This window comes from Aphanothece sacrum FPU1, from assembly GCF_003864295.1.
In the GTDB taxonomy this organism is placed as follows: Bacteria; Cyanobacteriota; Cyanobacteriia; order Cyanobacteriales; family Microcystaceae; genus Aphanothece_B; species Aphanothece_B sacrum.
The window spans coordinates 136,828-163,387 of record NZ_BDQK01000013.1 but is presented as its reverse complement, the minus strand read 5'-3'; the positions used below and the strand labels follow the sequence as shown (position 1 = coordinate 163,387).

Below are 26,560 nucleotides of genomic sequence, written 5' to 3'. Positions count from 1 at the left end.
TTAATTTACTCATTAATATCCGATATGTTACAGTTTACAAGTCCCGACGCGAGAGAAGACAATCCCAATCCAAATCGCTAATTCACAAACGTCCCCCTCCCTCCTTGATCCGTTCCAAATCTTATTCGGGAGGTGTCCTAATGGTGCTGAAGTATTAAAGGTAATATATTCGTAAGACAACAAACGACCTCCTTTACGCCATCCGACCTCATCGCCGAAAGCTTGCCAGACCTCAGTATTATACTCTCTTGTGCCTCCTAAACGTTGGTAAATTTCCTTTTGGACACTAAAGCCAAATTTACCCCCACTATAGTCTAACCAAAGTTGATTTATGGTGCGTAAATCGGTGCAGGGGAAGTTATCTATATCCTCCTCTCCTAACCATCCTTGCTTGCTGCATTTTGCTGCTTGACACATTACCTTAGCGGTTTCTTCGTCTGCTTCTTCCCAGTTTCCTGCTTTTAATAAGTCCCTTAATTTACTATAGTCTACATTTCTATCTGATGATAAATCATCTTTTGGTAATAATAAATCTAAGAATTGTTGAATAGTTTGGGGACGGTTTGCGGGTTTTAATTCCATCCCTTTAAGGATAGCATTATTAACGCGATCGCTAATTTGATTATTAAACTGGTTCGGAGGAGGTAAAGCAGCATAAGCGCGAAACTGTGCGGGAATAGGAACCTGATCAGTTAAGATATTATACAAAGTAGCGGCCAAGGCATAAACATCTGTATAAGTGTCCCTTTTTGCCTTTTCTTCGTATTGTTCAGGAGGTGCATAGCCATCCGTTCTATAATTAGTATGGGTACGGGTTTCACCTGCGGTAAACTCTCTTGCTATACCAAAATCAATTAATTTTGCTTCTAAAGTATTAGGAGGTAATAGAATATTATGGGGTTTAATATCTCGATGTAAAAAACCTTGAGAATGAACATAAATTAAAGCTTCTCCGATTTTTTGAATAATAGTTAACCCATCAGTTTCTTTTAAGATACCTTTTTGTTGTAAATAGACTGATAAATCAGAACCTTTGATATATTCCATAACCATATACCAAAGCTCATCTTCATGAAAAACGTTATGAACAGTAACGACATGAAGATGACTACATTTAGCTAATAAGAAAGCTTCTTTAATAAACTGATTTTGTAAATCAATAAAATTAGGTTTACCTTGTACCGTAGCATTTAAAGTTTTAATAGCGAGTTGGTTTGCTGATGGGTTTTCCGTTGCGAGATAAGTAATACCGAAACCACCAGCACCTAAGATACTATTGATAGTATAACGTCCATTTTGGAGAGTTTCGCCAGGGTTGAGATGTCTCATGGAATGTCAAAATGAATAAGTGAGAAGATTTGTAGGGGCATGGCATTAGTAACTTATTATTTTACCATAATCTGATTAACGCCATGCCCAAATCTATTTAAAATAATGAATAGGGCATGGCATCATTCAATTTTTTGTTCTGGCAAAATCTTATTAGTGCCATGCCCCTACAGTTTATAATTATAGGCTATTAATTAATGCTTGTTTAAACGAGATCGCTTGTTTAAAATAATGAATAGGGCATGGCATTATTCAATTTTTCGTTCTGGCAAAATCTTATTAATGCCATGCCCCTATATTCATATTCCTTAATATTTGATTCAATTGCACTTAGAAATAGATTGCAACCAAAACAATTCTTTATGTATTAACTGTGAACTGATACCTGATGGCTGACTACTGAGTGCAGCATTTGGGAAAATCAGCATTACAATAAATTACAGTAGGAAAATTTTTGTTAACCTATCCCAACCCCACAGTATATGACCGACGTTCCTGTTTCTCGCATTCGTAACTTCTGTATCATTGCCCACATTGATCACGGTAAGTCCACCTTAGCTGATCGATTGTTGCAAGTTACCAAAACCGTCGCACAACGGGAGATGAAGGAACAATTCCTCGATAGCATGGATCTAGAACGAGAACGGGGAATTACCATCAAGCTACAGGCTGCTAGGATGAATTATACGGCTAAAGATGGTCAAGAATACGTTCTCAATCTCATTGATACTCCTGGTCATGTAGACTTCTCTTATGAGGTGTCCCGGTCTTTAGCTGCTTGTGAAGGGGCATTATTAGTAGTAGACTCCTCTCAGGGAGTAGAAGCGCAAACCCTGGCTAATGTTTATCTAGCTTTAGATAATAATCTGGAAATTATCCCTATTTTAAATAAAATCGACTTACCTGGGGCAGAACCCGAAAGAGTCGCGGATGAAATTGAAGAAGTAGTTGGGTTAGATTGTAGTAATATTATCAAAGCCTCCGCTAAAGCGGGAATCGGTATTGATGAGATTTTAGAGTCTATTGTACAATTAGTTCCTCCTCCTCAAGATACTGTAGATAAACCTTTACGGGCTTTAATTTTTGATAGTTATTATGATGCTTATCGGGGTGTAGTCGTTTATTTCCGAGTCATGGACGGAAAGGTGAAAAAAGGCGATCGCGTCCGTTTAATGGCATCAAAAAAAGAATATGATATTGATGAATTAGGAATTTTATCCCCGAACCAAATACAAGTAGATCAACTTCATGCGGGAGAAGTAGGATATTTTGCAGCAGCGATTAAAGCGGTAGAAGACGCGCGAGTAGGAGATACCATTACATTATCCATAGAACCGGCCCAAGAGGCCTTACCGGGGTATACAGAAGCAAACCCGATGGTATTTTGTGGGTTATTCCCTACGGATGCTGATCAATATGGAGACTTGCGGGAAGCATTAGACAAGCTTAAACTAAATGATGCTGCCTTGTCTTATGAACCAGAAACTTCTACTGCTATGGGGTTTGGGTTCCGGTGTGGGTTCTTGGGGTTACTGCACATGGAAATTGTGCAAGAACGGTTAGAAAGGGAGTATGATCTGGAGTTAATTACGACCGCACCCTCGGTTATTTATCGCGTCACGACTCTTGATGGGCAAGTTTTTGATATTGATAATCCTAGTTTATTACCTCCTGCTCAACAACGGGAAAAAGTGGAAGAACCGTTTATTGAAGTGGAGATGATCACCCCAGAAACTTATGTGGGAACCCTGATGGAGTTGTGTCAGGGACGACGGGGAGTGTTTAAGGATATGCGCTATTTTACTAAGTCAAGAACTGCGTTAATTTATGAGTTACCTTTAGCGGAAGTTGTGACGGACTTTTTTGATCAATTAAAGTCAAGAACGAGGGGTTACGCTAGTATGGAATATAAGTTAATTGGTTATCGAGAAAATCCTTTAGTTAAGTTAGATATTCTCGTAAATGGCGATAGTGTGGATGCGTTAGCGATGATCGTCCATCGGGATAAAGCGTATTATGTTGGTCGCGCTTTGACAGAAAAGCTTAAAGAATTGATTCCCCGTCATCAATTTAAAGTTCCTATTCAAGCTGCGATAGGGGCTAAAGTTATTGCGAGTGAACATATTCCTGCTTTACGCAAAGATGTGTTAGCGAAATGTTATGGGGGTGATATTTCTCGTAAGAAAAAACTATTACAAAAACAAGCTAAAGGTAAGAAAAGAATGAAAGCGATCGGGACTGTAGATGTTCCTCAAGAAGCATTTATGGCTGTGTTAAAATTAGATCAACCTTAGTTGTGATGCGGGTAGTATTATTTATAATTCTACCCAATTTTCTAAACTTAAATGTTCAACTCTCAATAAATCACTATCATTAGAAACAACGGTTAATCCTTTAATAATAGCAGTAGCAGCAATTAAAATATCTTCAGTTTGTATAGGTAATCCTCTTAATCTAAGATTAGCATGAATTTCTGCTGCTTTTTCTAAAATAGCTAAATCGTCTAATAAGATAATTTGATGATTTTGACAAAATTTATTAAATATTTTGAGTTTTGTAGTTGCTTTGACTGCTAACAAACCTCTTTTAATTTCAAAATAACTGATACAACTAATATACATATTTTGTTCTTTAGCTTTAACTGTTTCAATCTTTTGCAGAATTTGAACATTTTGTTTGATAACTAAAGAGACAATATTAGTATCTAATAAATAACTCATAATCATCTACTTTCTCTTAATTGCTTCATCAAAAATTGCCATTTCTTCCGGTGTTAGATCATCTAACATTCCTGCCATAAGTTCTGTTGACATTATACCACGACAACGATTTTTCAAGCTTTGTTCTGAAATATTATTAAATTCTTCAAAAGATAAGTTTTCTGCAAATAAATTTGTTAAATGTTTCACTATTTTTGAATAATTAAGTTCCTCTTTAAACAAAGAATCTTCTTCCATTAAAATAGAAACAACTTGCTCAATTTTTTTCATCATTGATTCTTGTTTAGCATCTGTTGATAACATATTGATCCTCTCTAAAAGTGATGTTTAATTAACCAATCTATAAACAGATTAAAATTCATTTCTTGAGTGAGAATTAACTCTTGTTTATCTTCCAAATGTAAATGGGGAATTAATTCTCCTGAATGTTCTTGACCTATTTTACCATATTTTAATCGAATGGCACGGGGATCGGGTGCATTGTCAAAACCAGCTATAACAAATTGATCTTTTAAAACATAATAGCGATATTTAAAACTTTGATCACTATATAATTCTGTTACTAATATTTTATAGTTTTTATAGAAAGCATTTAACCGCAAAGTCGACCGTTTTGGGGTACTGTCAATAGTAAATTGAACTGATTCAAAATGAATGTTTGCGAGTTCAACTATACAAGTAAAATAGTCTGTAATTTTACTGTCCAATCTATTATTCCTTGATAGGAAAATTCCCAATCTGATAAATCAATTTCCCAAAGCTTTTCGACTTTAGTTTCAATATAATTAATAAAAGTTTCATCCTGTTGAATTTTTTGACAAAATGTAAAATAATCTGTTTTATATTTGTTTTGATAATTCAGATTTTTTTGTTTTAGTCCAGCGATTTTGGTAGTAATTTGTTCAATAGTATAGCGTTTTAGAGCTAAATCTATCGCTGATTCTAAATTACCGAAGTTGCTTAATATTTCTGCGTATTCATCTTTGATAGAAACGGTTATCATTGTGTTAATTTACCTCTATTTAATAGTAGCATAAGCTTCTAGCTTCTGATAGATGATATGCTCATTATACACAATTATATGTTTTATAATAGAATTATAAGTGATTATTTATTCAACGTGAATGCAATGACTAAAACTTTTACTGCTATTGTCTATTGGGAAGAAGATGTCTATGTTGCTGAGTGTCCAGAGGTGGGAACCGTCAGTCAAGGAGATACCATAGAAGAAGCATTAGCGAACCTTAAAGAAGCGACTGAACTCTATCTTGAAGAATTCCCCTTACCTAAAACTTCTCCTCGTTTATTGACCACATTTGAGGTGCTAAGTGCCTAAATTGCCAAGAGTTAGCAGTCAAAAAACAGTGCAAACATTAGAAAAATTAGGCTTTGTTCAAATTCGTCAACGCGGAAGCCATTTAATTCTTAAAAAACAATTTATCTCAAAAGAAGGAAAGATAAATCAAGTGGGTTGTGTTATTCCCATGCAAAGGAAAACTCTAGCAGTTGGAACATTAAAAAATATTTTAAATCAAGCAGGAGTTTCTCTTGAAGAATTTTTGCAAAATTTGCAATAAATCAATTTTAGTAACAAGTTATTAAATATTCTTTAAAAACGGGCGATAAATCAAATAAAATTTTATCCTGATTGATTTTTCTGACTAAATAGCGTTTACGATTACATTCTGAGCCTATATTTTTATAACTTTTTCCTTCAAAACTTCCGTCAATAATTGCTTTTTGAACATCATCTAGACGTTTGCCACTTTGTTGAAAAACTTGCTCATCCATCCATTGTGAAACTTGCTTAACATCCATACAATTTATACAGAGTGACACTTTGGTCAGGGCTACACATCTCAAGCTCAGGGATATTATAATTCTGCTGAACGCAGAGCGGACGCATATTCAAGGAATTGCCGATAATTTGGCTAAATTGCTATAGAAGGGAATAGTGCGATCGCTGATCTTGTAGGGTGCATTAACGTATTGGTAATGCGCCTTATTTATTTTTATTTATTGCTTCCCACCATGCTTTTAAATCGCTTTGATGAATCTTTATTTTGAGATATTCAACTTCCTCTAAATAACTAAGATTTTTCATGTCTTCAGCCATCTTTTCTTGACTTGATTGTTTAAAAGCCAAACAGTCAAAACTTGTTTTAATTGTCGTTGGTTTCATCAATTGTTACCTCTAAAGGAGAAATAATGGTCAAAATTCCGTAGCCATTGAGTAAATTAATTCGATTATACCCTTTCATTTTATCTAAACGAACAATGTGTTTAAAATTCCAGGAAATAATAGCATCTGCCCTAGCAACCGTAGCAGCCGCTACATGAGTGGCATCATTAATGGATTTTGATGTAACAACTCCCTCATTGATGTAGGCATCTCTTAATTGTAAGATTTCAGGCGTTATATTAACAACTTCAATGACAGTCTGAGGAATAAATAATAAAATATCTTTAACTGCTTGAGGTGCATTAATTAATTCGTTAACAATAATATCACTAATCAGCAAAATAAACTTTTCTTGCTTAATTGCTTCCATCAATTTATTTGACTCTACCGAAAATTCATCATCTAAGCAACCTCCGACAACTGATGTATCTATATAAACCCTTAGTTTTTTCATTGGATAGGATCGACTCAAAATAAAAATCAAATACTTCTCTATTTAGATTACCATATTTGATAAGCGCGATCGCTGATCTTGTAGGGTGCATTAACGTATTGGTAATGCGCCTTATTTATCATTGTATCTAATTCTCTACAAAAACTCAATATTTTTGTACATATATTTAGGTTCTAAACATTCCCAAATTAAGACTAAATCACTGATAATTTTTCCAATTGGCTGACGTTGTTGGTGAGTATAAATAATACCACAATGTTCTATTCCTGTAGAAGCCAAACTAAGAAAATCATCATCAAATGTAAAAATGACTCGTTGTTGAGATAAAGCATAAGCTAATTGTTGTTCATCAGATGCACCAACTAGCCCTTCTTCCGGCGAAGTTGTCACATCAACTCCCCGCATTCTCAATCCGTTTGCGATAGCATTATTGACACTTTCATCCAGATGAAATTTAATCTTGGTTGACATTTTTACCCTTTAATATTTTTTTAATTAAAGATGGTTTATCGCCTTGTAATTGTTGAGCAAAAGCTTCTCCTGCTTCAATTTGTTGTCTAATTTCTTCTCGATGGTCATGGTAATAGGCTAAGGCTGCATAAACATCTGCTAGGGTAATACTAGGGTGGTGATAAATAATTTCATCTGGTGACATTCCCATTCTTTCATGCCAAATTACAATATCTTGCACTTTAATTCTATGTCCAGCAATACGAGGTTTTCCGCCACAGATACCAGGAGTAATTTCAATGTGTTCTGAGATGACTAAAGATGACATAATTATTTACTATTAATATCGATAATTTGTCATTATTATAGCATTTTTTCTCAAGTTTGATCGCTTTTTTGTCGATGGGTAGTGCGATCGCTGATCTTGTAGGGTGCTATAACGAAGTGTATAACACCTTATTTGTTGTTATTGATGAAGTTATTAAAATGCTGTAATTAAAGAATGTTAGACAATTAAAGCTTGCTTTTATGGGTTTTGAGTTAAAATGAGGTTAGAGTTAAAAGTGCTTTTCTAAATTTTGGTATTGTCAATTTGATTGACAAAGCTAGTCCACTATCTAACTAATATGAGATAGAATAGTGTTGGTATTCCAAATAGCTAGAGGCGTATATGACGACAAAACCAATTCAAGACCATCTCTCACCCCTTGAACAAAGAGTCAGTACTTTGGAAACAGAACTATCAGAAGTAAAACAGAAGTTAGCTGAATCCTCTACACCAAAATCTCCTTGGTGGTTAAAAGTAGCAGGTAGTTTTGAACAAGATCCTACCTTTGATGAAGTTGTTAAACTCGGACAAGAATGGCGTAAATCTGTTTAATAGAAATTCTTTGTTTCACGATGTATATTTTTGATACAGATCATATCAGCTTCATTCAACGAAATGGGAAAGAAGGAAAACACATATTAAAAAGGCTGGCAACCCTCGATAATCCAGAAGTAGCAGTCACAATAATTACTTACGAAGAGCAAGTTAGAGGGCGACTTTTGTTTTTATCGAAGTCAAAAACGATAGAGCAACAAATTTTTGCTTACCAAGGATTAGAACAGCTAGTTCTTGATTATCAATCGATTGTAGTTGTTTCCTTCAATCAAATAGCTGTCTTAGAGTATCAACGCTTGCGAAAATCTTATCCTCGTCTGGGAAATATGGATCTAAAAATAGCAGCCATAACTTTAACAAATAAAGCAGTTTTACTAACTCGTAATGGAGCAGATTTTCGACAAATTAGCGAACTAAAAATAGAAGATTGGTCGGTGTAAATTATAGAAATTGATAAGCTATACGAATTAATGCGATCTACCTATGCCTACAAAAAACTAGAATCTACCTTGTCTAAGTTGTCAACCTTGGAACTATTCGACGCAAAAAGGTTCAAAAAGAATGTTAACTTAATGTTACACTAGGTAATTAAAGATCTGTATTGAGGAAACCCCTATACTATGGTTGCAACACCCATCAAAGCCAAATACGACATTAAAGATATTAGTTTAGCTCCCAAAGGAAAACAACGTATTGACTGGGCAGGACGTGAAATGCCAGTTTTACGTCAAATTCAAGAACGTTTTGCCAAAGAACAGCCTTTTGCTGGTATTCGTATAGCAGCTTGTTGTCATGTTACCACTGAAACCGCTCATCTAGCGATCGCCCTCAAAGCGGGTGGTGCAGATGCGGTTCTTATTGCCAGTAACCCTCTCTCCACTCAAGATGATGTAGCAGCTTGTTTAGTGGCTGATTATGGCATTCCTGTTTATGCCATCAAAGGGGAAGATAACGCCACTTATAACCGTCACGTTCAAACCGCTCTTGATCACAAACCTAATATCATTATCGATGATGGTAGCGATGTTGTGGCTACTTTAATCAAAGAACGTCAACATCAAATTGGTGACCTCATCGGCACAACCGAAGAAACCACTACAGGTATTGTGCGTCTCTTAGCGATGCTCAAAGATAAGGTTCTTACCTTCCCCGCAGTCAATGTTAACGATGCGGATACTAAGCATTTCTTTGATAACCGTTACGGAACTGGTCAATCTACCTTAGATGGTATCATTCGCGCTACTAACGTCTTATTAGCGGGTAAATCTGTCGTTGTGGCTGGTTATGGTTGGTGTGGTAAAGGGGTTGCTATGCGGGCCCGTGGATTAGGCTCTAGTGTCATTGTAACGGAAATTGACCCCGTAAGAGCGATTGAAGCGGCTATGGATGGTTTCCGGGTTATGCCGATGGCACAAGCGGCAGCAGAAGGAGATATTTTTATCACTGTAACAGGCAATAAGCACGTCATTCGCCCTGAACATTTTGAGGTGATGAAAGATGGTGCAATGGTTTGTAATTCGGGTCACTTTGATATTGAAATTGACCTCAAATCTTTAGGCGCAAAAGCAACTGAAGTTAAGGAAGTTCGTAACTTTACCCAAAAATATAGTTTACCTAGTGGTAAGTCTATTGTTGTCTTAGGAGAAGGTCGTTTAATTAATTTAGCGGCTGCTGAAGGTCATCCTAGTGCAGTTATGGATATGAGTTTTGCTAACCAAGCTTTAGCTTGTGAATACTTAGTGAAAAATAAAGGAAAGTTAGCCCCTGGAATTTACAATATTCCTAAAGAACTCGATCAAGAAATTGCTAGTTTAAAACTCAAAGCAATGGGTATTAGCATTGATACTTTAACTGCTGAACAAGAAGAATATATCAATTCTTGGACAATGGGAACATGAACTCTAATTAAGGCTTTTTGTTGGGTGGGCAATGCCCACCTTTTTTTTTCGGTATTTTTAAGGATTTCAATAGTCTATGACAATGGTAATCACTACTTAAATCTCTTTCCCGATTTTCGTTGCTTCAGGAACTTCATTAAGTATTCCAGTTTTGACATCGAATAAATAACCGTAAATTTTAATGTATCCTGGTACTAAAGGATGAGAGCGCAGTCGTTTAACATCAACACAGACACTTCTGATGGGGTCGTCAATTGTTAACCAGTTGATAAATTCCCCGTCAGTTGTCCCTGAGTTGTCTTTCGTGTCATGCCAACCTTGTTCATCGAGTTTAGCAGGCTTTAGGCTTTGGGCTAACAAGCTATTGATCGTCGCACTGTCAGCATATTCCATTCCACAATCAGTATGATGAATGACAAACCATTCGCGGGTTCCTAGCAACTTATAAGAAACAACCAGAGAGCGAATAGCATCTTCCGTAACGCGCCCCCCTGCATTGCGAAACACATGGGCATCTCCTTCTCTTAATCCGGCAAACTTTGCCGGATCGAGCCGAGCATCGATACAAGTCACAATAGCAAAGTGACGACCGGGGGGCATGGGTAGATTGCCCTTATCGCCAAAGTCTTTAGCATAAGCCTCATTGGCTGCCAGAATCTCTTTTAAAATCGTACTCATCAATAATACTCCTATTTTTTTGCTAATAATAAAATTAATTATTGATTAGCTAAGTGTTGACCCAGTAGCATTTTATACCAAAAGTAATTAAATTGAGTTTTATGGGGTTATGCGATCGCCTGTTTATTCTAAAGGTTAAACACTTTTAAGTTTACAACAATGGTTCAGCCACCCCCACAACCACCCCCACAGCCACCACCACAGCCACCACCACAACCACCTGCGCAGCTACTACAGCTATGTCCGCCACAACTGTGACCGCTAGAATCAGAAGAATGGCTACTACTACATCCGTAACCGCTAAAATCGGAAGAATAGCTACTACTACAACCAATATCTGTCACACAATAGGAAGTCTGTGTACTTTCTGTATTTTTTTTATTAGTAGCAATGATTGAACAATCGAGACTATAATAAAATCCATTTTCAATCTTCAGTAAATCATCAATAGCAAACAATAAGGGTAGACGTTTAGGCTGTCTAGGATTAATGTTTTCTTTAGCACAAGCTAATTGCCAAGCTAGTTGAATTCCCTTATTAGCTTGATTCGGCCCAGCCATAGCTTCAGCAGGGGTATGATGAAGAAAACGGTCAAAAAATTGAGAACAAAAATCTGCATAATCTTGGGTAAATAAAATAAACTCATGCCAAGCTTCATCAACAATTTGTGAAGGCATAGAAACCATTTTTTTGTCGGCTTGATAACAAAGCAAAAAGTAATCTTTAAGCGCATCAAAAACTATTTCTTGGTCTGGAGACGATAAATATTCTCTCGTCTTGGCAAATTTACTTTTTAACCCAGGACTAAATTGATAAGTTTCTAGGAATTTTAATTTCTCGCGTTTTTCTTCTGCTAATTTTTTGCGCTTTTCTGCACCTCGTTTAATATTTCTGGTACCTTCGCTCACAATAGAGAGAAAAATACCAAAAACAATAGTTAACGCTGCCAACATAGGTAAGTAATGGAATTCCATAAATCTACTCCCGATTGACCTTGGTAGGTCAATCTTTTTCAAAAATTTACTAATTAGATGTCTAAATCTAATAAATTTAGTTTAGGTCCATAGGTTTCAATAAATTCTCGTCGAGGGGCCACGCGATCGCCCATTAACACGGTAAAAATGCGATCAGCTTCGGCAGCATCTTCAATTTCTACCCGTTTCATGGTACGAGTTTCGGGGTTCATTGTTGTTTCCCATAGTTGAGTTGGCATCATTTCTCCTAACCCTTTAAAACGTTGAATAGTGTAATTAGCATTAGCAGGTAAACTACTCAAATGTTCTTGTAATTCCCGTTCATTGTAACAATAAACATGGTTTTTACCCCGTTCTACTTTATACAAAGGAGGACAAGCAATATACACATAACCTTGATCCACTAAGTCCCGTTGATAACGATAGAAAAAGGTCAATAAAAGAGTCCGAATATGTGCGCCATCTACATCCGCATCCGTATTATGGGCCGCGATTCCTCCGGTTCCACAGATGAAGTTTTCATCCCCTTCAACAGAGAAGTCATAAACATACTCACCAACGAGATCAATTTCTTCATTACTCAGAACTTTTAACCCAATCAAATCATTACTAATTGCTACATAATCTTGAGATTTATGAATTGGGTTTGTCAGATGAATTTCTAACTGATAAGCATTACTATGGCGTTGCCAAATTTGACGACATTGTTCAATTTGTTTTTTACCACAAATAGTAATTTTGTAGTAAGGATGACGAGTTTGAATCGGGCCATTATGCTCATTAGAAGGTTGATGTTTTGTCGTACTAGCAATTAACCCCAATTGACCCAATAAATAAAGTAACCCATCTTTTAAAGTGGGGGAATTAGTTGTAAAAGACAAGTTTTTGCCGACGGTGGTACCATCTCCTAAGAAATAACCTTCTAAATAGGCTAATTGTAGGGCTTCTGGGAGGCTAAAAACAATGTCTGGGAGTTGTTTCTGGTGAGCTAGTTTTGCGACTCCCCAAGCTTGTAATAATCGTGCTGCTAGTACGCTATGGAAATAGAGTTTAATTCCCTGACTATGATTATCTTTATAAATGCGTGGGGTTTCACCAAACAAAGTTTCAATTGTCAGGATTAATTCGGAAATAAAGGGTTCATCTTTTTCCCCTAAATTTAAACTAATTTGATGTTGACTGAGGGTTCCTTCTGCAACATACCATCCTAGAAACCACATTAATTCCTGAGTAATAGATAAATAACGATTAAATTCTTTATCATGGTGTGCTTGAGAAACAATTTTGATATTTTCGTCTAGTTGAGCTAATTCACTGGGGGTAAAATAATCAAAGGGTTTGTAATTACTTACTTCACGCCAACTGGCATTTTTACTACTATCATCTTGAGTAAGTAGTTGGTCGACTTTTGATGGTAAAGTTTGATAAACAATATTCTCATTGCCGCCAATTGCTTCGAGATAGTTTAGAAAATGAGGCAGAGTTGGTTGATTAATTCCTCTTTCCCAGTGACTAATAGTTATAGGTTGCTTAACATCACAGGAAGTGGCAACCTGTTTTTGAGAAATTCCGGCAGCTTGGCGTTGATGTATTAATTGTTGCCAAGCTTGTCCATCAAGTTTAACCCGCGATTCATTCCATAATTCGGGTCGATCTACTTTTGCTAAAAGTCGTTGACTCGCCACTTTTCTTACTGCTTCTCCTTGTAAATAAAGAGAGTCAATTAATCCTGCTTGATAGAAGGTTTTGAGTAAGTCAATCTGAGTAAGATGTTGAGAAGGACGGGGTAAATTACGACTCGCAACTAATAAGTCTCCAGGACTAATTTCATTGCCTTTCTTGAGAATTACTTTGTTATTTTCATATACAAAAATACTATGAGAAGATGTCACTTTAATAGAGCGATTATAGCGGGTTGTGATTTTGTACATAGGTTCTTCATGACCATGACGAATCACCGCTTTTAAAGGACGAAAACGAGTAGTATGACTTACGGGATCAAAGGAGATTACTTGATACCGTTCTGGGGTACGTTTCCCTTCAATACAATCATCGATAAATTGCCCAATTTCTACAAGTTCTGTTTTCCCTGTATCATCCATCACTAGGGTGGGTTCATCCCCAGCAACACTCATAATTACCACACGATGATAACGCAATTGAGAGACATCAAATTCTTCTCCTTTAATGCCTAATCCTAGGGCAGTAATTAGGGATTGAATCTCGTTATTTTTATAGATTTTAGCATCATCGGTTTTCTCAATATTTAGGATTTTTCCTCTTAGGGGTAAAATTGCCTGAAACCGTCGATCTCGTCCCTGTTTTGCACTTCCTCCTGCGGAGTCTCCTTCTACTAAGAATATCTCAGATTCTTCGGGATCTCTCGTGCTACAATCTGCTAATTTTCCAGGTAAGGGAGAAGATTCTAATACTGATTTCCGACGTACTAATTCTCGGGCCCGTCTGGCCGCTTCTGCTGCTTTAAATGCTTGGACAGCTTTCTCAATAATACTATCGGCAACGTGGGGATTAAATTCTAAATATTCTCCTAACACTTCTCCCACGAAAGAATCAACAATTCCTCGGACTTCTGTATTGCCTAATTTGGTCTTTGTTTGTCCTTCAAATTCGGGGTCAGGGACTTTAACAGAAATCACTCCAGTTAACCCTTCTCGAACATTTTCCCCGGCTAAATTGGGTTCATTTTCTTTGATTTTATTTCGTTTACGGGCGACACTATTCATTGTCCGAGTCAGGACAGCTTTTAACCCTTCTAAGTGAGTCCCTCCGTCAATTGTTCTGATGTTATTGGCAAATCCTAATAAGTTATCGTTATAGGCATCAATACACCATTGTAGAGCAACTTCTAATTGAATTCCATTTTTTTCACCAGAAACATAGATAATTTCTTGATGTAATGAGTCTTTATCTCGACACATATAAGCTACATATTCTTTGATTCCCCCCTCATAAAAATAAGTTTCTACATGGGGTTCTTCTTGACGGTGATCAGTAAAGGTAATTTTGACACCAGCATTCAAATATCCTAATTCTCGTAATCTTCCCGATAAGGTATTATAATCAAACTCAATTCCTCCGGTGAAAATTTGAGTATCAGGCAAGAAAGAAACTGAGGTTCCAGTTGAATGTTCGGGGTCGGGTTTTTCCTCTAATGAACTAACAGGAACTCCCCTTTCGTAGCGTTGGACATGGATCTTTTCATCGCGCCAAACTGTCACTATTACCCATTCTGATAAAGCGTTGACTACGGAAATTCCAACCCCATGTAAACCCCCAGAAACTTTATAACCTCCACCCCCAAATTTTCCCCCCGCATGAAGTACGGTCATGACGGTTTCTAAGGCTGATTTTCCCGTGCTAGGATGAATATCAGTGGGAATGCCTCGTCCGTCGTCTGTAACGGTGACGGAACCATCGGCGTTGATATCAACTTCTATGTGGGTACAATGACCCGCTAACGCTTCATCAATGGAGTTATCCACAACCTCGTAGACAAGATGGTGTAGTCCTCTCGGCCCAGTGGTTCCGATGTACATCCCTGGACGTTTGCGGACAGGATCTAACCCTTCGAGAACTTGAATTTGTTCTGCACCGTAGTTACTTGTTGTTGTCATGGAACTTTCCTAAATAATGGCTTTGGAGACGGGTTTCGACTCCTCGATAGCAAAATATTCAAAAATTCTAACACAAAAGGGTTCAAGCCTGCTTTAAATAAAGATGAGAATATTTTTTTGTGGGGATGGGGGGAACAGGGAACAGTTAACAGTTAGCAGTTAGCAGTTAGCAGTTAGCAGTTACTCAGATAAAAATAACAGCTTATACGATGCAACAAATTCTACCAGAGGATATTGTAAAAATGTCGATTACTTGATTTATCATTTCTGATAATGAAATCGACAAAAACTATAAGCTTAAACCCTGAAGGGTTAAGCTATAAAGACAAAACCCATCTACGCGGGTTTAATTTAGCCTCTGAAGGGAGGCTTCGTTTCTATAGTATCAGACATAAGGTCTGTGGTGTATACGTTGATTTAAAATAACAAGTTCGGTAGAATCAGGTTATTTTCATTCATCTATTAACTCTCTAACGTTTTTTGCCCTGCATTCGCTTGTAGAATTGATTTTTGTAGATGTTCTATATTAGCAGGATTTGATGATAAATATAAGGTTTCTTGCCAAGAATTAAATTCATCTAAAGACATCAAAACTGCTTGTTTTCCTTGCTCATTACATAATATAGTTGGTTCTGAGTAAAGAATAACTTTATCAATAAGTTGTTCTTGGGATAAATTAGATATTTTTTGATTAATTTGTGTGCGTATTTCTAACGAACTCATTAGGTTTTATTCTCCCTTATTTTGTTACAGGACTTTCCATTATAACAATTTTTACTCATACACTTCCTTGAGAGTTTATAACCAGAAACGGTGAATAGAATAATTGTCAAAAATTTGATCTCGACTAACTAAAACTAAAGAATTATTAATCGATTGAGCAATTAAAATACGGTCAAAAGGATCTTTATGATGTAAAGGTAAATCGTAAAGCTTAATAGTATCTTTTAAAGTAATAGATAACAACTTGAATCGAGTATCTAAAAAACGAGTTTCTATGTCATTAAAATCACAACTTAAAGCAAGTTTACCAATTTTAACTTTAATAGATATTTCCCAAAAACTAGCAACACTGACAAACACATTTTCTGTATTTTCTAGATAATCTTTGATGGCAACAGGTAAACTAGAATCATTCTCCGCTAACCAAATAAAAACATGAGTATCTATTAAAACATTACTCATTACATATAATCCTCAAAATCTTCTAACGGTTCATCAAAATCCTCAGATAACGGTAAAACGAAAGTACCTTTCATTGAACCCGCTAAACCTTTTTTATTTGTTATCTCCTCACTTTTTTTTTCTCGTTGCAGGTTTGAGGATTTAGTCATTAAATATTCAGCATATTGTAAAAGCTCAATTTTCAGAGAATCAGGCATATTTTCAACAATATTCCATAAGGCTGTATCGGTACTCATCATGACTACTTTTTAATTCTAATTAATAGTTTTTATGGGTCTTAACCTCAAGAAAAAGTATAACATATTCACTTAGTTTATATATGAAACCTATCTTGAGGTTGTAAAAAGGCAACTAAAGGTCCTGTATCTAACAAGATTTTATGTCTCATTATTCTCCGTATCCTTCCATTTTTAGTATTAATAAAATGTTGAGACTGATAATAAGTCTGCTTAAGAAAATCACTAATCAGATTTTTATGAAATTCCAAGGTATTTCATCTTCGCAAAATTCTCGATCATCTTCCGTTGTCTTTTCAGTGATAGATTTATTACTGGAATTATCCATTATTTTTACTCCTTTTAAATTTGGCTATTACTTGATTATATTATAACAAAATCAATCTTTTAATTAAATGTCTTAAAAAAAGATAATAAATTGTCCCTTCTCTTTAATTATGTTCGATCATAAAAGAAGAAGTCAAATAAGCCTAAAAAACAACAATGAAGTTGCCTTACTTGCTCCAATAGAATAAGTCATTTTCGGACGTTTATTCAAGAATTTGTCAATAGTTTGTAACAAAAAATTACCCTTGTCATTGACGATCGCCCAACTAAAGAGAACACTATGAGTACCAAAACCTACGCTACAATTGATGGAAACGAAGCCGTTGCCAGAGTTGCCTATCGTCTCAATGAAGTGATCGCCATCTATCCCATCACCCCCTCCTCACCGATGGGAGAATGGGCTGATGCTTGGGCCTCAGAAGGACGGACGAACCTCTGGGGAACGGTCCCCTCTGTGGTGGAAATGCAAAGCGAAGGAGGGGCTGCCGGTGCCATTCACGGATCATTGCAAACGGGGTCATTAACGACCACTTTTACCGCCTCTCAGGGCTTATTATTGATGTTGCCCAACCTGTACAAAATAGCAGGGGAACTCACCTCAATGGTACTCCATGTCGCCGCGCGATCGCTGGCTGCCCAAGGGTTGTCTATTTTCGGCGATCATGCAGACGTAATGTCCGCCCGTAGTACAGGGTTCGCCCTCATCAGTTCTGCATCGGTGCAAGAAGCCCAAGATTTTGCCGCTATCACCACGGCGGCGAGTTTTGAGTCGAGAATACCTGGAATGCACTTTTTTGACGGTTTTCGGACTTCCCATGAAGTGCAGAAAGTCGAGTTATTGGAGGATACGGTATTGCGATCGCTGATCAAAGATGAATGGGTGATCGCCCACCGTGAACGGGCTTTAACCCCTGATCGCCCCATCATTCGAGGTACTGCCCAAAACCCTGATGTCTACTTCCAAGCCAGAGAAACAGTTAACCCATTTTATACAGCTTATCCCGAAATTTTACAGAAAGCAATGGATAAGTTTGCTCAACTGACGGGGCGACAATATCACTTATTTGATTATCATGGTGATCCTGAAGCAGAAAGAGTGATTATTTTAATGGGTTCTGGATGTGAAACGGTTCAAGAAACCGTTGACTACTTATTAAACCAAGGAGAAAAAGTAGGAGTCTTAAAAGTCCGTTTATATCGTCCCTTTGAAGCAACAAAATTGATTGAAGCTTTACCTAAAACCGTCAAAAAAGTAGCCGTATTAGACCGCACTAAAGAACCAGGGGCAGGGGGAGAACCCTTATATTTAGATGTAGTAACAGCCTTTGTAGAAGAATTTCATGATCTGCCCCTACCTAAAATTGTTGGGGGAAGATATGGACTATCTTCTAAAGAATTTACCTCCGCAATGGTTAAAGGAGTCTTTGATAACTTAGCTTTAGCTACTCCCAAAAATCACTTTACTATTGGTATCAACGATGATATAAGCCATACCAGCTTAACTTACGATCCCAATTTTTCTACTGAACCTGATAACGTCGTCAGAGCAATATTTTATGGTTTAGGATCAGATGGAACCGTCGGGGCTAATAAAAACTCCATCAAAATTATTGGAGAAGAAACAGACAACTATGCCCAAGGATATTTTGTATACGATTCTAAAAAATCTGGATCTGTAACTGTCTCTCACCTTCGTTTTGGACCTAACCCCATTCTGTCTACCTACTTAGTGACTAAAGCTAATTTTGTCGCCAGTCATCAATGGGAGTTTGTGGAAAAATTTGATCTCTTAGACACTGCCATCGACGGGGCCACTTTATTATTAAATAGTCCCTACAAACCCGATGAAATATGGCATCATTTCCCCCGTCCTCTCCAAGAGCAAATTATTAAGAAAAACCTCAAAGTTTATGCCATCAACGCCTTCCAGGTAGCCCAAGATGCAGGAATGGGAGGACGAATAAATACAGTCATGCAAGTCTGTTTCTTTGCGCTATCAGGAGTATTACCAAGAGATGAAGCCATAGAACAGATTAAAAAAGCAATCCGTAAGACTTATGGCAAAAAAGGCGAAGATATCGTTCAAATGAATATGAAAGCCGTTGACGCTTCCTTAGACCATCTCCATCAAATAACTATACCGACTGCGGTAGATAACGACGCAAGCGACATTCAACCGCCTATTCCTGACCGGGCCCCCGCATTCATTCGAGATGTACTAGGGAAAATGCTATCCCGTCAAGGAGACGACATCCCCGTTAGTGCATTACCCTGTGATGGAACCTATCCCAGTGGAACCGCAAAATGGGAGAAGCGCAACGTTACCCAAGAAATACCCGTTTGGGATACAGATGTCTGTGTACAATGTGGTAAATGTGTTTTAGTTTGTCCTCATGGAGTCATCCGGTCTAAAGTATATGAAGAAGCGGCCCTAACTAATGCCCCCGAAACCTTCAAAAGTACAGAGGCCAAAGATTTAGACTGGAAGAAAACCAATCTAAAATTTACTATTCAAGTGGCCGCTGAAGACTGTACAGGTTGCGGTATTTGTGTAGATGTTTGTCCGGCAAAAAATAAATCTCAACCCAAACTAAAAGCCATCAATATGGCCCCACAGTTGCCTATACGGGAACAAGAACGGGCCAACTGGGACTATTTCCTATCTATTCCTAACCCAGATCGTAACACTTTGAAACTCAATAAAATTAGTCATCAACAGATGCAAGAACCTTTGTTTGAGTTCTCTGGGGCCTGTGCAGGATGTGGAGAAACACCCTATATTAAATTAGCGACTCAACTATTCGGCGATCGCATGGTAGTGGCCAATGCGACGGGATGTTCTTCTATATACGGGGGGAACTTACCTACTACTCCTTGGACATATAACCAGGAAGGACGGGGGCCAGCATGGTCTAATTCCTTATTTGAAGATAACGCAGAATTTGGGCTAGGGTTTCGGGTTTCCATTGATAAACAAGCAGAGTTTGCTGCTGAGTTAGTGAAAACCTTAGCATCTGATATCGGAGAAACTCTAGCGCTAGAGTTATTGAACGCGCAACAACGAGACGAAGCAGACATCTTTGAACAACGGGAACGAGTCGCTATACTCAAGCAACGGTTAGCAGAGTTAAACAATAGTAACTTAGATGAGTCTGTGCAAGCTAAAGTGACCATGTTACAGTCTTTAGCCGACTATTTAGTGTACAAGAGTGTTTGGATTATTGGGGGTGACGGTTGGGCCTATGATATTGGGTATGGTGGGTTAGACCATGTATTCGCCAGTGGTCGCAACGTCAACATTTTGATCTTGGATACGGAAGTCTATTCTAACACGGGGGGACAAGCCTCTAAATCGACTCCCCGCGCTGCTGTAGCCAAATATGCGTCAGGGGGTAAACGTTCAGCTAAGAAAGACTTAGGGTTAATGGCCATGACCTACGGTAACGTCTATGTAGCCAGTGTGGCCATGGGTGCAAAGAATGAACAGACCATCAAAGCATTCATGGAAGCAGAAGCTTATGAAGGGGTATCCGTGATTATCGCTTATTCTCACTGTATCGCTCACGGTATCGATATGACTACTGCTATGACTCATCAGAAGGACTTAGTAGATACGGGACGGTTGTTATTGTATCGCTATCATCCCGACTTAGTAGAAGAAGGAAAGAACCCCTTACAGTTAGATATGCGTACTCCTAAGCTTCCTATTGAACGGATAATGTATCAAGAAAACCGTTTTAAAATGTTAGCAAGAAGTAAACCAGAGGTAGCTAAACAACTGCTAAAACAAGCCCAAGAAGATGTTAATACCCGTTGGAAAATGTATCAATATTTAGCGGCAAGGCAGGTAGAAACTGGTAACGGCAATGGACATGATAAAGGGAATATTGAGTCTGAAAGTTCAGTTAGTGAGGTCTAGTTAGTGATGGTTTAGGGTGGGTTTTCATGACTCACCCTGCTTTTTAAGCTATAATACATCAAGTATCATCAATCTTTCGTAAATGACCAAAAAGCAACGACCCAGAAACCATATTATTGCTGACTTAAGTGTTAATTATGTAGAAAGGTTGATTTTCTTATGTGGTTATTCTGTTGAAAGAGTTGAGTATGATTATGGATATGATTTAATTCTTTTTACTTATAATGAAAAAGGAGAAATTGAAAATGGTCAAGTTTATTTACAAGTTAAAGCGACTGACTCTATTAAAATTAGTTCAGATAAGGAGACAATTTTGTTCTCCCTTAAATCATCAGATTTAGAATTATGGCTTAATGAACCAATGCCGTGTATTCTTATTATTTATGATGCTTTATCCGACTGTGCTTATTGGTTATATTTACAAGCTTATTTTGAAGCTTTACCCAACTTTGATCCATCTAAAACAGGAAATAATGTAACTGTTTATATTCCGAAAATTAATATTTTAACCCAAGAAACTATTAATGAATTTGCTAAATATAAAAACAATATACTCAAACAAATAAGAGGAGTTATCAAACATGAATTATCCTAAAATTCGATACCGTGAACTAGAGAAAGTAATTTTAAGTTTAAACTTTATATCCTTATCAACAGAAGGCACTCAAAAAGTATTTGAACATCCATCAGGTGCTTTAATTATTTTGCCTGACTATTCAGAAAATCAAGAAGTTAGTCCTACTCATATAGCTGCTATTGCTCGTATTCTTGATGAATTCAATATTATGAATAAATTAGATTTTGAAACTTTTTTAGAGAATAGCTTAAGCTTTAGTACAAAATAGTGTGAATTATGTAGCTTTCTTGTAGGGTGCGTTAATGATAATGTAACGCACCTCCTCAAGTGCGATCGCTGATCTTGTAGAATGGGCAAAGTACGGCACCTCATCAAGTCATTTCAACAATTTAATTCTCCTTTTTCTGAAGCTAATGCTACAATCAATAATATACTGTTACCTAATGTGTAAATTACGATGAGTAACAAAGAAGCTGTCATTGAACTGGTAAAACGCTTACCCTCAGATGTATCCTTACGAGAAATTGCTCAAGAAATCGAATTTATTGCATCAGTTCAAGAAGGACTTGACCAAATTGACCAAGGAAAAGGTATTCCCCTAGAAGACGTTGAAAAAATGATAGATTCATGGACTACCAAGTAATTCTTTCCCCCAAAGCAGTTAATGATTTAGAAAAAATTGTTAGGTATATTGCTATCAATAATCCTGAAGCAGCAAAAAAAATAGGTCAACAATTACTCAGTAAAGCCAAAGAATTAAGCCAATTTCCATTAAGAGGTCAAATAGTACCTGAATTTAATGATCCTAACCTACGTCAATTAATTCTTAAACCTTATCGCATTATTTACCGAGTTGAACAATCTAAAAAACAGATTAGCATCGCTAGATTTTGGCACTCATCAAGAGAAAGTTTAGAATTATGATAATGCGATCGCTGACGAGTGTAGCGATCGCCGACGAGTTTAGGGTGCGTTAATGATAATGTAACGCACCTGGTTAAGTGGTGATAGATTTAGGGTGGGTTTTAAGGACTTACCCCATTATTAATGTAAAACTATGTATGACAACATTTGTAAATTCATTGTTGAAGAATTTTCTATCGATATCGCTACTTGGTTATTAGGTGAACCCGTCGAATTAGTCGAATTAAGTCCTAAAGAACTGTCTCTTGAACCCATACGCGCTGATTCTCTTATTCTACGTCAATCCAAAGCCGGTCATACTTGGACAACAGGTACTAGTATTACTTTTGATGTGGCCACCTTATCAACCTATGATGGTATTTTCTTAGGAACCCCTCCTTCAGTTGATCAAAACGTATTAATTAATTACGTTAATGCTGGAGGGAACGTTTACCTTATGGCTGGTACAGGAGTTGGTGGAGCAGTAGGTGAAGCAGCCAATTGGAATACTTTTCTTAATGCTTTTGGTTTACAATTTGCCTCCACATATAACCTTATTATAGGAAATCAAACGATTAGTAGCACTCACCCTATTTTTCATGGTGTTTCCTCTCTTTATCAGAATAATGGAAACTCAATTACCGATCTTAGTTTATCTCCTGCCCAAGAGGTACTTATATCTTCTTCAGGACAAGGTCTTTATGCCGTTTATAACAGTGGTGCAGTACCTGAGCCTTTAACTATTCTCGGAGCAGCAACAGCAGTAGCCTTTGGAAGAGGCTTCAAACGTGAATTAAGTAAAACTAAGAAGAAATAAAAGGCTACAGCCTTATTCTATGAAAACTAAGTCCGCCTTCGCGGAATCGATTCTGGGTTGCGTAGACAACCTTTGTTTGTTTTGTAGGGGTCAACGGCCGTTGACCCCTACAAGGACGTAGACGAGTGTAGGTTGGGTTGAGGGACGAAACCCAACATAACCTTTCTTGTCTTTTACATCTATTGGTTGGGTTGTACTTCGTTTAACCCAACCTACAATATCGTTTATGAATTAGAATGTTTACGAGCTTGTAACTTTTGCTCAATTGCCCTTTCTATCTTAAGATCAAAATCAGGATCACCTACTTTTGTAATTACCTGTCTAGGATGACTTCTGCGTCTCTCTAAATAAGCTTGAAACGCTGACTCATCATCCCGATGCTTAAGAAAATATTCTCTTAACGCTTCATCAGACATCGCAGCATAATTAATTTCACTCATTAAATAACCTCCCCAATGGGTGTAACTTCTATTTCAATATCTTCTTGATCTCCTGCTAAAATGAACAAAAAATTTGTTCTTTGCCACGTCTAACCCATTCTACGAATTATAAGCTTTACTTATCACCACAGGTACGGGAGAGCATCTTTTCCTACTAATTCCCAAGCTAATTTGGCTGCTCCGATCATACCTGCTTGATTGCCTAATTGGGCCGGTAATAATTGTAAACCTTGACGAGAACTGGCTAAAACTCGCCTTTCAATTTCGGCCAAAGTTGCCGGAAAGAAAAATTCTGTACTGCCACTGACTCCCCCCCCAATTAGGATAGCTTCTGGTGTTAAAATGTAGATTAAAGTGCTTAATCCCGCCCCTAAAAGTCGGCCATAGTCTTGCCAAAAGTCTAAAGCTTTTTTGTTGCCTTGGGCTGCTAATTTGCCTAATTCGGCGGGTTCTTGTCCCATCATGCGACGAATGGCGGTAGCTGAGGCATATTGTTCTAAAGAGCCTTGATTTCCACTATTACAGGGCGGCCCATCAAAATTTAAGGTAATTAAGCCTAATTCTCCTGCGGCCCCTAAATGACCTGTAAATAGATGGCCATCGAGAATAATCGCCCCCCCTACACCCGTTCCGAGGGTTAATAAAATCAAATTTTTGAAAGGTTTTCCGGCCCCTAACCAAGCTTCTCCCAACCCCGCACAATTAGCATCATTGGCTATAGTAGCAGGGAGTCCTGTTTCTTGTTCTAAACAGTCAGCTAAGGGGATATTTTCCCATCCTGATAGATTAATCGCTATTTTAGCAATTCTTCCGGTAGCATCCACAGGGCCGGGTGTTCCCACTCCCAAAGCTACACAGTCTTGAGATGGGTTTATTTGTTTAATTCCTTGAACTATTTCTTTTAGTACCGCTTCTGGAGTAGCTGGTTGAGGTGTGGCCAGGGTAAGCTTATTAATACAAGTGCCATCCTCAAGAAACCGGCCTAACTTGATGGCTGTTCCCCCTAAGTCAATTCCAATAACTGATGAATTTTTCATATCAATTAGGTACTTTCTTTTAGCTTTAATTTCATAATTTTTCCGTAAATATTATAGCAAAAATTAAACTATTTAACTGAATTATTTTTTTATTTTACTAACCATTATCAAATGATTTTTACTTGAAGAACTCAAACCCTAAAGGGTTGAGCTAGAGAAACAAAGCTCGCCTGCGCGAGCTTATAATACCAATTACTATAAACATTTGTGGCACACCGCATCTTGCCTGTGACGGGCAGACAATTATTTGATAACTATTAACTGTTCATTATGTTAAGGACGAATTAATAATTCTCCCTGACAAACAATTTTATCAGCTTCTACCTTAAAGGTATTAATAGCAACATCAGAACCGAGATCAACTTGTAATTCTTCCAAACAATATTTATCACATTCGGGCATTCCTTCAATCGTAACAGAAGATAGTTTTAAGAGTTGAGGGCTAATTAATTCTAAGTTAGCTTGAATTTTTAGATCACTGGTTACTTGATCATGAGTCAGGACACCTTGTAAAATAAAACAAGATTCGGCTAAACTGGCGGAGTGCCAAGTAATTTCATAAGCATTCAACTGTTGAACCGGATCACTAACTTGCTGATGTTCGAGTAAACTAATTAAAAGTTCCTTAAATCCATCAGCTAATAAAGCAGAGGGGAGAGACGCTTGTAAATCCGTCGCACTTAAGTGTATTTCCCCTGAGATGCGAATTGCTTCGAGTAACTGCAAAGGTTTACCTTTAAGCACTTGACCGATGTTAATGCGAATATTTTCCCCTGTCAATTGGACTTGTCCCAGATGTAACCCTTGATAAATAGCGCGATCGCTATTGAGGAGAACCCCAGGAAGATAACCTCCCAGAATTTGGCGATCGCTGCCTTGAATTTTAATCTGAAGTGTTTCTACCTGATCAACTTGAGAACGTAACCACAGTTGCACCGCAGGAGAGAGAAATTTACTGATCAGGTTACTAGATTGAGTAATCCACATTTTGCTTGATTTCCTAAATAATGATAACGAGGGTGATCGGTCTAGGGGATATTTGTTGATAATTAGTTTAGTGTAGAAGAAGATTTCAAAAGTAGTGCATAGAAAATCTTATATGCTTCTTAAGAAATTATTTCCCATGGCAACGTCAAGGCGGCCTTATGATAGAAAGAGTACAAAAAATTTTATCCCAGTGGGGAATAGCTTCTCGTCGTCACGCTGAGGCCTTAATTTTGGCAGGGAGAGTTAAACTCAATGGTCAGGTGGTACAATTAGGAGATAAAGCTGATCCCCAAAGAGATCGCTTAGAAGTAGACGGAAAAGTCATTCAACCCCTCGAAAGACCCCAATTAATATATATTCTCCTTCATAAACCGGCCGGGGTTGTCTCTACCTGTAGTGATCCCCAAAACCGACCTACAGTTTTAGAATTACTTCCCCAAGAATTAAGCTATAGAATGGGAATTCATCCTGTCGGTCGTCTTGATTTTAATACAACGGGGGCCCTACTCTTAACTAATGACGGAGAACTTACCTTAAAGTTAACCCATCCCCGTTACCATTTATCCAAAACCTATCAAGTCACGATAGAAGGTGATCCCACAGAAACAGAGTTACAACAATGGCGTGAAGGTGTTATGCTAATGGGCAAAAATACCTTACCTGCTGAAGTTAAGGTAATCACCCGTTCTCCTGAACATACTCATTTACAAGTGATTCTTACTGAAGGAAAAAACCGTCAAATTCGCCGTATTGTTGAACAGCTTGGCTTTAGTGTCCTGAGACTACATCGAAGTGCTATCAGTTCCCTAACGTTGCATCAACCTAATTTATTCAGTGGTCAGTATCGCTTACTTACCCCTTCAGAAATTGATTTTCTCAAGCAATCTGCTAATCTCATCACTGAAACGCAAGGTAAGCTGATTTAATAG

Annotated in this window: 33 protein-coding genes; 13 read left to right on the top strand and 20 right to left on the bottom strand. The window is 37.5% G+C overall.

What is annotated here, in order from left to right; genetic code table 11:
- Window positions 1–27: 27 nt before the first annotated feature.
- The gene (locus AsFPU1_RS11340) at window positions 28–1,329 is read right to left on the bottom strand and encodes a serine/threonine-protein kinase (RefSeq protein ID WP_124970631.1); all 1,302 of its coding nucleotides are present in this window, start codon (window positions 1,327–1,329) and stop codon (window positions 28–30) included.
- Between the two features lie 482 nt (window positions 1,330–1,811).
- Between AsFPU1_RS11340 and lepA the strand changes: the two genes are divergently transcribed.
- Window positions 1,812–3,623 (top strand): translation elongation factor 4, encoded by a 1,812-nt coding sequence (lepA, locus tag AsFPU1_RS11335; protein WP_124970628.1) that lies wholly within the window; start codon window positions 1,812–1,814, stop codon window positions 3,621–3,623.
- Between the two features lie 21 nt (window positions 3,624–3,644).
- Here lepA and AsFPU1_RS11330 read toward each other — a convergent pair whose 3' ends face one another.
- Genes AsFPU1_RS11330 through AsFPU1_RS11315 form a run of 4 tightly spaced genes read right to left on the bottom strand, consistent with a single transcriptional unit; the run spans window position 3,645 to window position 5,052 of the window.
- Window positions 3,645–4,049: a type II toxin-antitoxin system VapC family toxin gene (locus AsFPU1_RS11330; RefSeq protein ID WP_124970625.1), complete on the bottom strand. Its 405-nt coding sequence runs from the start codon at window positions 4,047–4,049 to the stop codon at window positions 3,645–3,647.
- A 6-nt stretch (window positions 4,050–4,055) separates the two neighbouring features.
- The gene (locus tag AsFPU1_RS11325; RefSeq protein ID WP_124970622.1) at window positions 4,056–4,352 is read right to left on the bottom strand and encodes a hypothetical protein; all 297 of its coding nucleotides are present in this window, start codon (window positions 4,350–4,352) and stop codon (window positions 4,056–4,058) included.
- Window positions 4,353–4,363: 11 nt separating this feature from the next.
- On the bottom strand, window positions 4,364–4,756 hold the full coding sequence (locus AsFPU1_RS11320) for a hypothetical protein (protein WP_124970619.1): 393 nt from the start codon (window positions 4,754–4,756) through the stop codon (window positions 4,364–4,366).
- Window positions 4,720–5,052, bottom strand: coding sequence for a hypothetical protein (locus AsFPU1_RS11315; protein ID WP_124970616.1), 333 nt, complete (start codon window positions 5,050–5,052; stop codon window positions 4,720–4,722). Before AsFPU1_RS11315 ends, AsFPU1_RS11320 begins: the two co-directional genes overlap by 37 nt.
- A gap of 126 nt (window positions 5,053–5,178) precedes the next feature.
- Between AsFPU1_RS11315 and AsFPU1_RS11310 the strand changes: the two genes are divergently transcribed.
- Both AsFPU1_RS11310 and AsFPU1_RS11305 read left to right on the top strand, forming a co-directional pair.
- Window positions 5,179–5,385 (top strand): type II toxin-antitoxin system HicB family antitoxin, encoded by a 207-nt coding sequence (locus AsFPU1_RS11310; protein WP_124970613.1) that lies wholly within the window; start codon window positions 5,179–5,181, stop codon window positions 5,383–5,385.
- Window positions 5,378–5,626, top strand: coding sequence for a type II toxin-antitoxin system HicA family toxin (locus AsFPU1_RS11305; protein WP_124970610.1), 249 nt, complete (start codon window positions 5,378–5,380; stop codon window positions 5,624–5,626). The genes AsFPU1_RS11310 and AsFPU1_RS11305 overlap by 8 nt, the downstream gene beginning before the upstream one ends.
- 7 nt (window positions 5,627–5,633) lie before the next feature.
- Here AsFPU1_RS11305 and AsFPU1_RS11300 read toward each other — a convergent pair whose 3' ends face one another.
- From AsFPU1_RS11300 to AsFPU1_RS11280, 5 genes are all read right to left on the bottom strand, one after another.
- The gene (locus AsFPU1_RS11300; RefSeq protein WP_124970607.1) at window positions 5,634–5,867 is read right to left on the bottom strand and encodes a helix-turn-helix domain-containing protein; all 234 of its coding nucleotides are present in this window, start codon (window positions 5,865–5,867) and stop codon (window positions 5,634–5,636) included.
- A 184-nt stretch (window positions 5,868–6,051) separates the two neighbouring features.
- Window positions 6,052–6,231 (bottom strand): hypothetical protein, encoded by a 180-nt coding sequence (locus tag AsFPU1_RS11295; RefSeq protein ID WP_124970604.1) that lies wholly within the window; start codon window positions 6,229–6,231, stop codon window positions 6,052–6,054.
- Window positions 6,212–6,685 carry a PIN domain-containing protein gene (locus AsFPU1_RS11290; protein WP_124970600.1) on the bottom strand — a complete coding sequence of 158 codons (474 nt, stop codon included), beginning with the start codon at window positions 6,683–6,685 and terminating at the stop codon, window positions 6,212–6,214. The genes AsFPU1_RS11295 and AsFPU1_RS11290 overlap by 20 nt, the downstream gene beginning before the upstream one ends.
- Window positions 6,686–6,820: 135 nt before the next feature.
- Complete coding sequence (locus tag AsFPU1_RS11285; RefSeq protein ID WP_124970597.1) at window positions 6,821–7,156, bottom strand: DUF5615 family PIN-like protein; 336 nt, start codon at window positions 7,154–7,156, stop codon at window positions 6,821–6,823.
- Entirely contained in the window at window positions 7,140–7,463 is a 324-nt protein-coding gene (locus tag AsFPU1_RS11280; protein WP_124970594.1) for a DUF433 domain-containing protein, read from the bottom strand. Before AsFPU1_RS11280 ends, AsFPU1_RS11285 begins: the two co-directional genes overlap by 17 nt.
- 342 nt (window positions 7,464–7,805) lie before the next feature.
- Between AsFPU1_RS11280 and AsFPU1_RS11275 the strand changes: the two genes are divergently transcribed.
- The 3 genes from AsFPU1_RS11275 (at window position 7,806) to ahcY (ending at window position 9,916) form a co-directional block, all read left to right on the top strand.
- Window positions 7,806–8,015: a hypothetical protein gene (locus tag AsFPU1_RS11275; RefSeq protein ID WP_124970591.1), complete on the top strand. Its 210-nt coding sequence runs from the start codon at window positions 7,806–7,808 to the stop codon at window positions 8,013–8,015.
- Between the two features lie 20 nt (window positions 8,016–8,035).
- Complete coding sequence (locus AsFPU1_RS11270; protein WP_124970588.1) at window positions 8,036–8,458, top strand: type II toxin-antitoxin system VapC family toxin; 423 nt, start codon at window positions 8,036–8,038, stop codon at window positions 8,456–8,458.
- A gap of 180 nt (window positions 8,459–8,638) precedes the next feature.
- Complete coding sequence (gene ahcY / locus AsFPU1_RS11265; protein WP_124970585.1) at window positions 8,639–9,916, top strand: adenosylhomocysteinase; 1,278 nt, start codon at window positions 8,639–8,641, stop codon at window positions 9,914–9,916.
- A gap of 96 nt (window positions 9,917–10,012) precedes the next feature.
- Here the strand turns inward: ahcY and AsFPU1_RS11260 are convergent, their stop codons facing one another.
- The 7 genes from AsFPU1_RS11260 to AsFPU1_RS23550 all read right to left on the bottom strand — a co-directional run bounded on the left by AsFPU1_RS11260 (window position 10,013) and on the right by AsFPU1_RS23550 (window position 16,875).
- On the bottom strand, window positions 10,013–10,594 hold the full coding sequence (locus AsFPU1_RS11260; protein WP_124970582.1) for a beta-class carbonic anhydrase: 582 nt from the start codon (window positions 10,592–10,594) through the stop codon (window positions 10,013–10,015).
- Between the two features lie 164 nt (window positions 10,595–10,758).
- Window positions 10,759–11,568 carry a glycine-rich domain-containing protein gene (locus tag AsFPU1_RS11255; protein ID WP_124970579.1) on the bottom strand — a complete coding sequence of 270 codons (810 nt, stop codon included), beginning with the start codon at window positions 11,566–11,568 and terminating at the stop codon, window positions 10,759–10,761.
- Between the two features lie 53 nt (window positions 11,569–11,621).
- Window positions 11,622–15,203 (bottom strand): DNA gyrase subunit B, encoded by a 3,582-nt coding sequence (locus AsFPU1_RS11250; protein WP_124970576.1) that lies wholly within the window; start codon window positions 15,201–15,203, stop codon window positions 11,622–11,624.
- Window positions 15,204–15,665: 462 nt separating this feature from the next.
- Complete coding sequence (locus AsFPU1_RS11245) at window positions 15,666–15,926, bottom strand: type II toxin-antitoxin system Phd/YefM family antitoxin (protein WP_124970573.1); 261 nt, start codon at window positions 15,924–15,926, stop codon at window positions 15,666–15,668.
- 75 nt (window positions 15,927–16,001) lie between these two features.
- Complete coding sequence (locus AsFPU1_RS11240; protein ID WP_124970570.1) at window positions 16,002–16,388, bottom strand: type II toxin-antitoxin system VapC family toxin; 387 nt, start codon at window positions 16,386–16,388, stop codon at window positions 16,002–16,004.
- Window positions 16,388–16,627, bottom strand: coding sequence for a type II toxin-antitoxin system VapB family antitoxin (gene vapB, locus AsFPU1_RS11235; RefSeq protein ID WP_227873339.1), 240 nt, complete (start codon window positions 16,625–16,627; stop codon window positions 16,388–16,390). The genes AsFPU1_RS11240 and vapB overlap by 1 nt, the downstream gene beginning before the upstream one ends.
- A gap of 74 nt (window positions 16,628–16,701) precedes the next feature.
- Window positions 16,702–16,875 (bottom strand): DUF7149 domain-containing protein, encoded by a 174-nt coding sequence (locus AsFPU1_RS23550; protein WP_438357493.1) that lies wholly within the window; start codon window positions 16,873–16,875, stop codon window positions 16,702–16,704.
- Window positions 16,876–17,231: 356 nt separating this feature from the next.
- Here AsFPU1_RS23550 and nifJ point away from each other — a divergent pair, with 356 nt between their 5' ends.
- The 6 genes from nifJ to AsFPU1_RS22855 all read left to right on the top strand — a co-directional run bounded on the left by nifJ (window position 17,232) and on the right by AsFPU1_RS22855 (window position 23,167).
- Window positions 17,232–20,870 (top strand): pyruvate:ferredoxin (flavodoxin) oxidoreductase, encoded by a 3,639-nt coding sequence (gene nifJ, locus AsFPU1_RS11230; RefSeq protein ID WP_124970567.1) that lies wholly within the window; start codon window positions 17,232–17,234, stop codon window positions 20,868–20,870.
- Between the two features lie 82 nt (window positions 20,871–20,952).
- Window positions 20,953–21,465, top strand: a complete 513-nt coding sequence (locus AsFPU1_RS11225; RefSeq protein ID WP_124970564.1) for a DUF4365 domain-containing protein — start codon at window positions 20,953–20,955, stop codon at window positions 21,463–21,465.
- Window positions 21,452–21,715: a type II toxin-antitoxin system HicA family toxin gene (locus tag AsFPU1_RS11220; RefSeq protein WP_124970562.1), complete on the top strand. Its 264-nt coding sequence runs from the start codon at window positions 21,452–21,454 to the stop codon at window positions 21,713–21,715. Before AsFPU1_RS11225 ends, AsFPU1_RS11220 begins: the two co-directional genes overlap by 14 nt.
- Before the next feature lie 189 nt (window positions 21,716–21,904).
- Window positions 21,905–22,090, top strand: coding sequence for a hypothetical protein (locus AsFPU1_RS11215; protein ID WP_124970559.1), 186 nt, complete (start codon window positions 21,905–21,907; stop codon window positions 22,088–22,090).
- Window positions 22,075–22,371: a type II toxin-antitoxin system RelE/ParE family toxin gene (locus AsFPU1_RS11210; RefSeq protein ID WP_124970556.1), complete on the top strand. Its 297-nt coding sequence runs from the start codon at window positions 22,075–22,077 to the stop codon at window positions 22,369–22,371. Before AsFPU1_RS11215 ends, AsFPU1_RS11210 begins: the two co-directional genes overlap by 16 nt.
- A 133-nt stretch (window positions 22,372–22,504) precedes the next feature.
- Window positions 22,505–23,167 (top strand): PEP-CTERM sorting domain-containing protein, encoded by a 663-nt coding sequence (locus tag AsFPU1_RS22855; RefSeq protein WP_124970553.1) that lies wholly within the window; start codon window positions 22,505–22,507, stop codon window positions 23,165–23,167.
- 224 nt (window positions 23,168–23,391) lie between these two features.
- Here AsFPU1_RS22855 and AsFPU1_RS11200 read toward each other — a convergent pair whose 3' ends face one another.
- The 3 genes from AsFPU1_RS11200 to AsFPU1_RS11190 all read right to left on the bottom strand — a co-directional run bounded on the left by AsFPU1_RS11200 (window position 23,392) and on the right by AsFPU1_RS11190 (window position 25,631).
- Complete coding sequence (locus AsFPU1_RS11200) at window positions 23,392–23,607, bottom strand: DUF6887 family protein (protein WP_124970550.1); 216 nt, start codon at window positions 23,605–23,607, stop codon at window positions 23,392–23,394.
- Window positions 23,608–23,729: 122 nt separating this feature from the next.
- On the bottom strand, window positions 23,730–24,644 hold the full coding sequence (locus AsFPU1_RS11195) for an ROK family protein (RefSeq protein ID WP_124970547.1): 915 nt from the start codon (window positions 24,642–24,644) through the stop codon (window positions 23,730–23,732).
- A gap of 273 nt (window positions 24,645–24,917) precedes the next feature.
- On the bottom strand, window positions 24,918–25,631 hold the full coding sequence (locus AsFPU1_RS11190; RefSeq protein WP_124970544.1) for an LmeA family phospholipid-binding protein: 714 nt from the start codon (window positions 25,629–25,631) through the stop codon (window positions 24,918–24,920).
- Window positions 25,632–25,789: 158 nt separating this feature from the next.
- Here AsFPU1_RS11190 and AsFPU1_RS11185 point away from each other — a divergent pair, with 158 nt between their 5' ends.
- A complete protein-coding gene (locus tag AsFPU1_RS11185) occupies window positions 25,790–26,557 on the top strand; it encodes a pseudouridine synthase (RefSeq protein ID WP_124970541.1) in 768 nt (255 codons plus the stop codon).
- Window positions 26,558–26,560 lie beyond the last annotated feature (3 nt).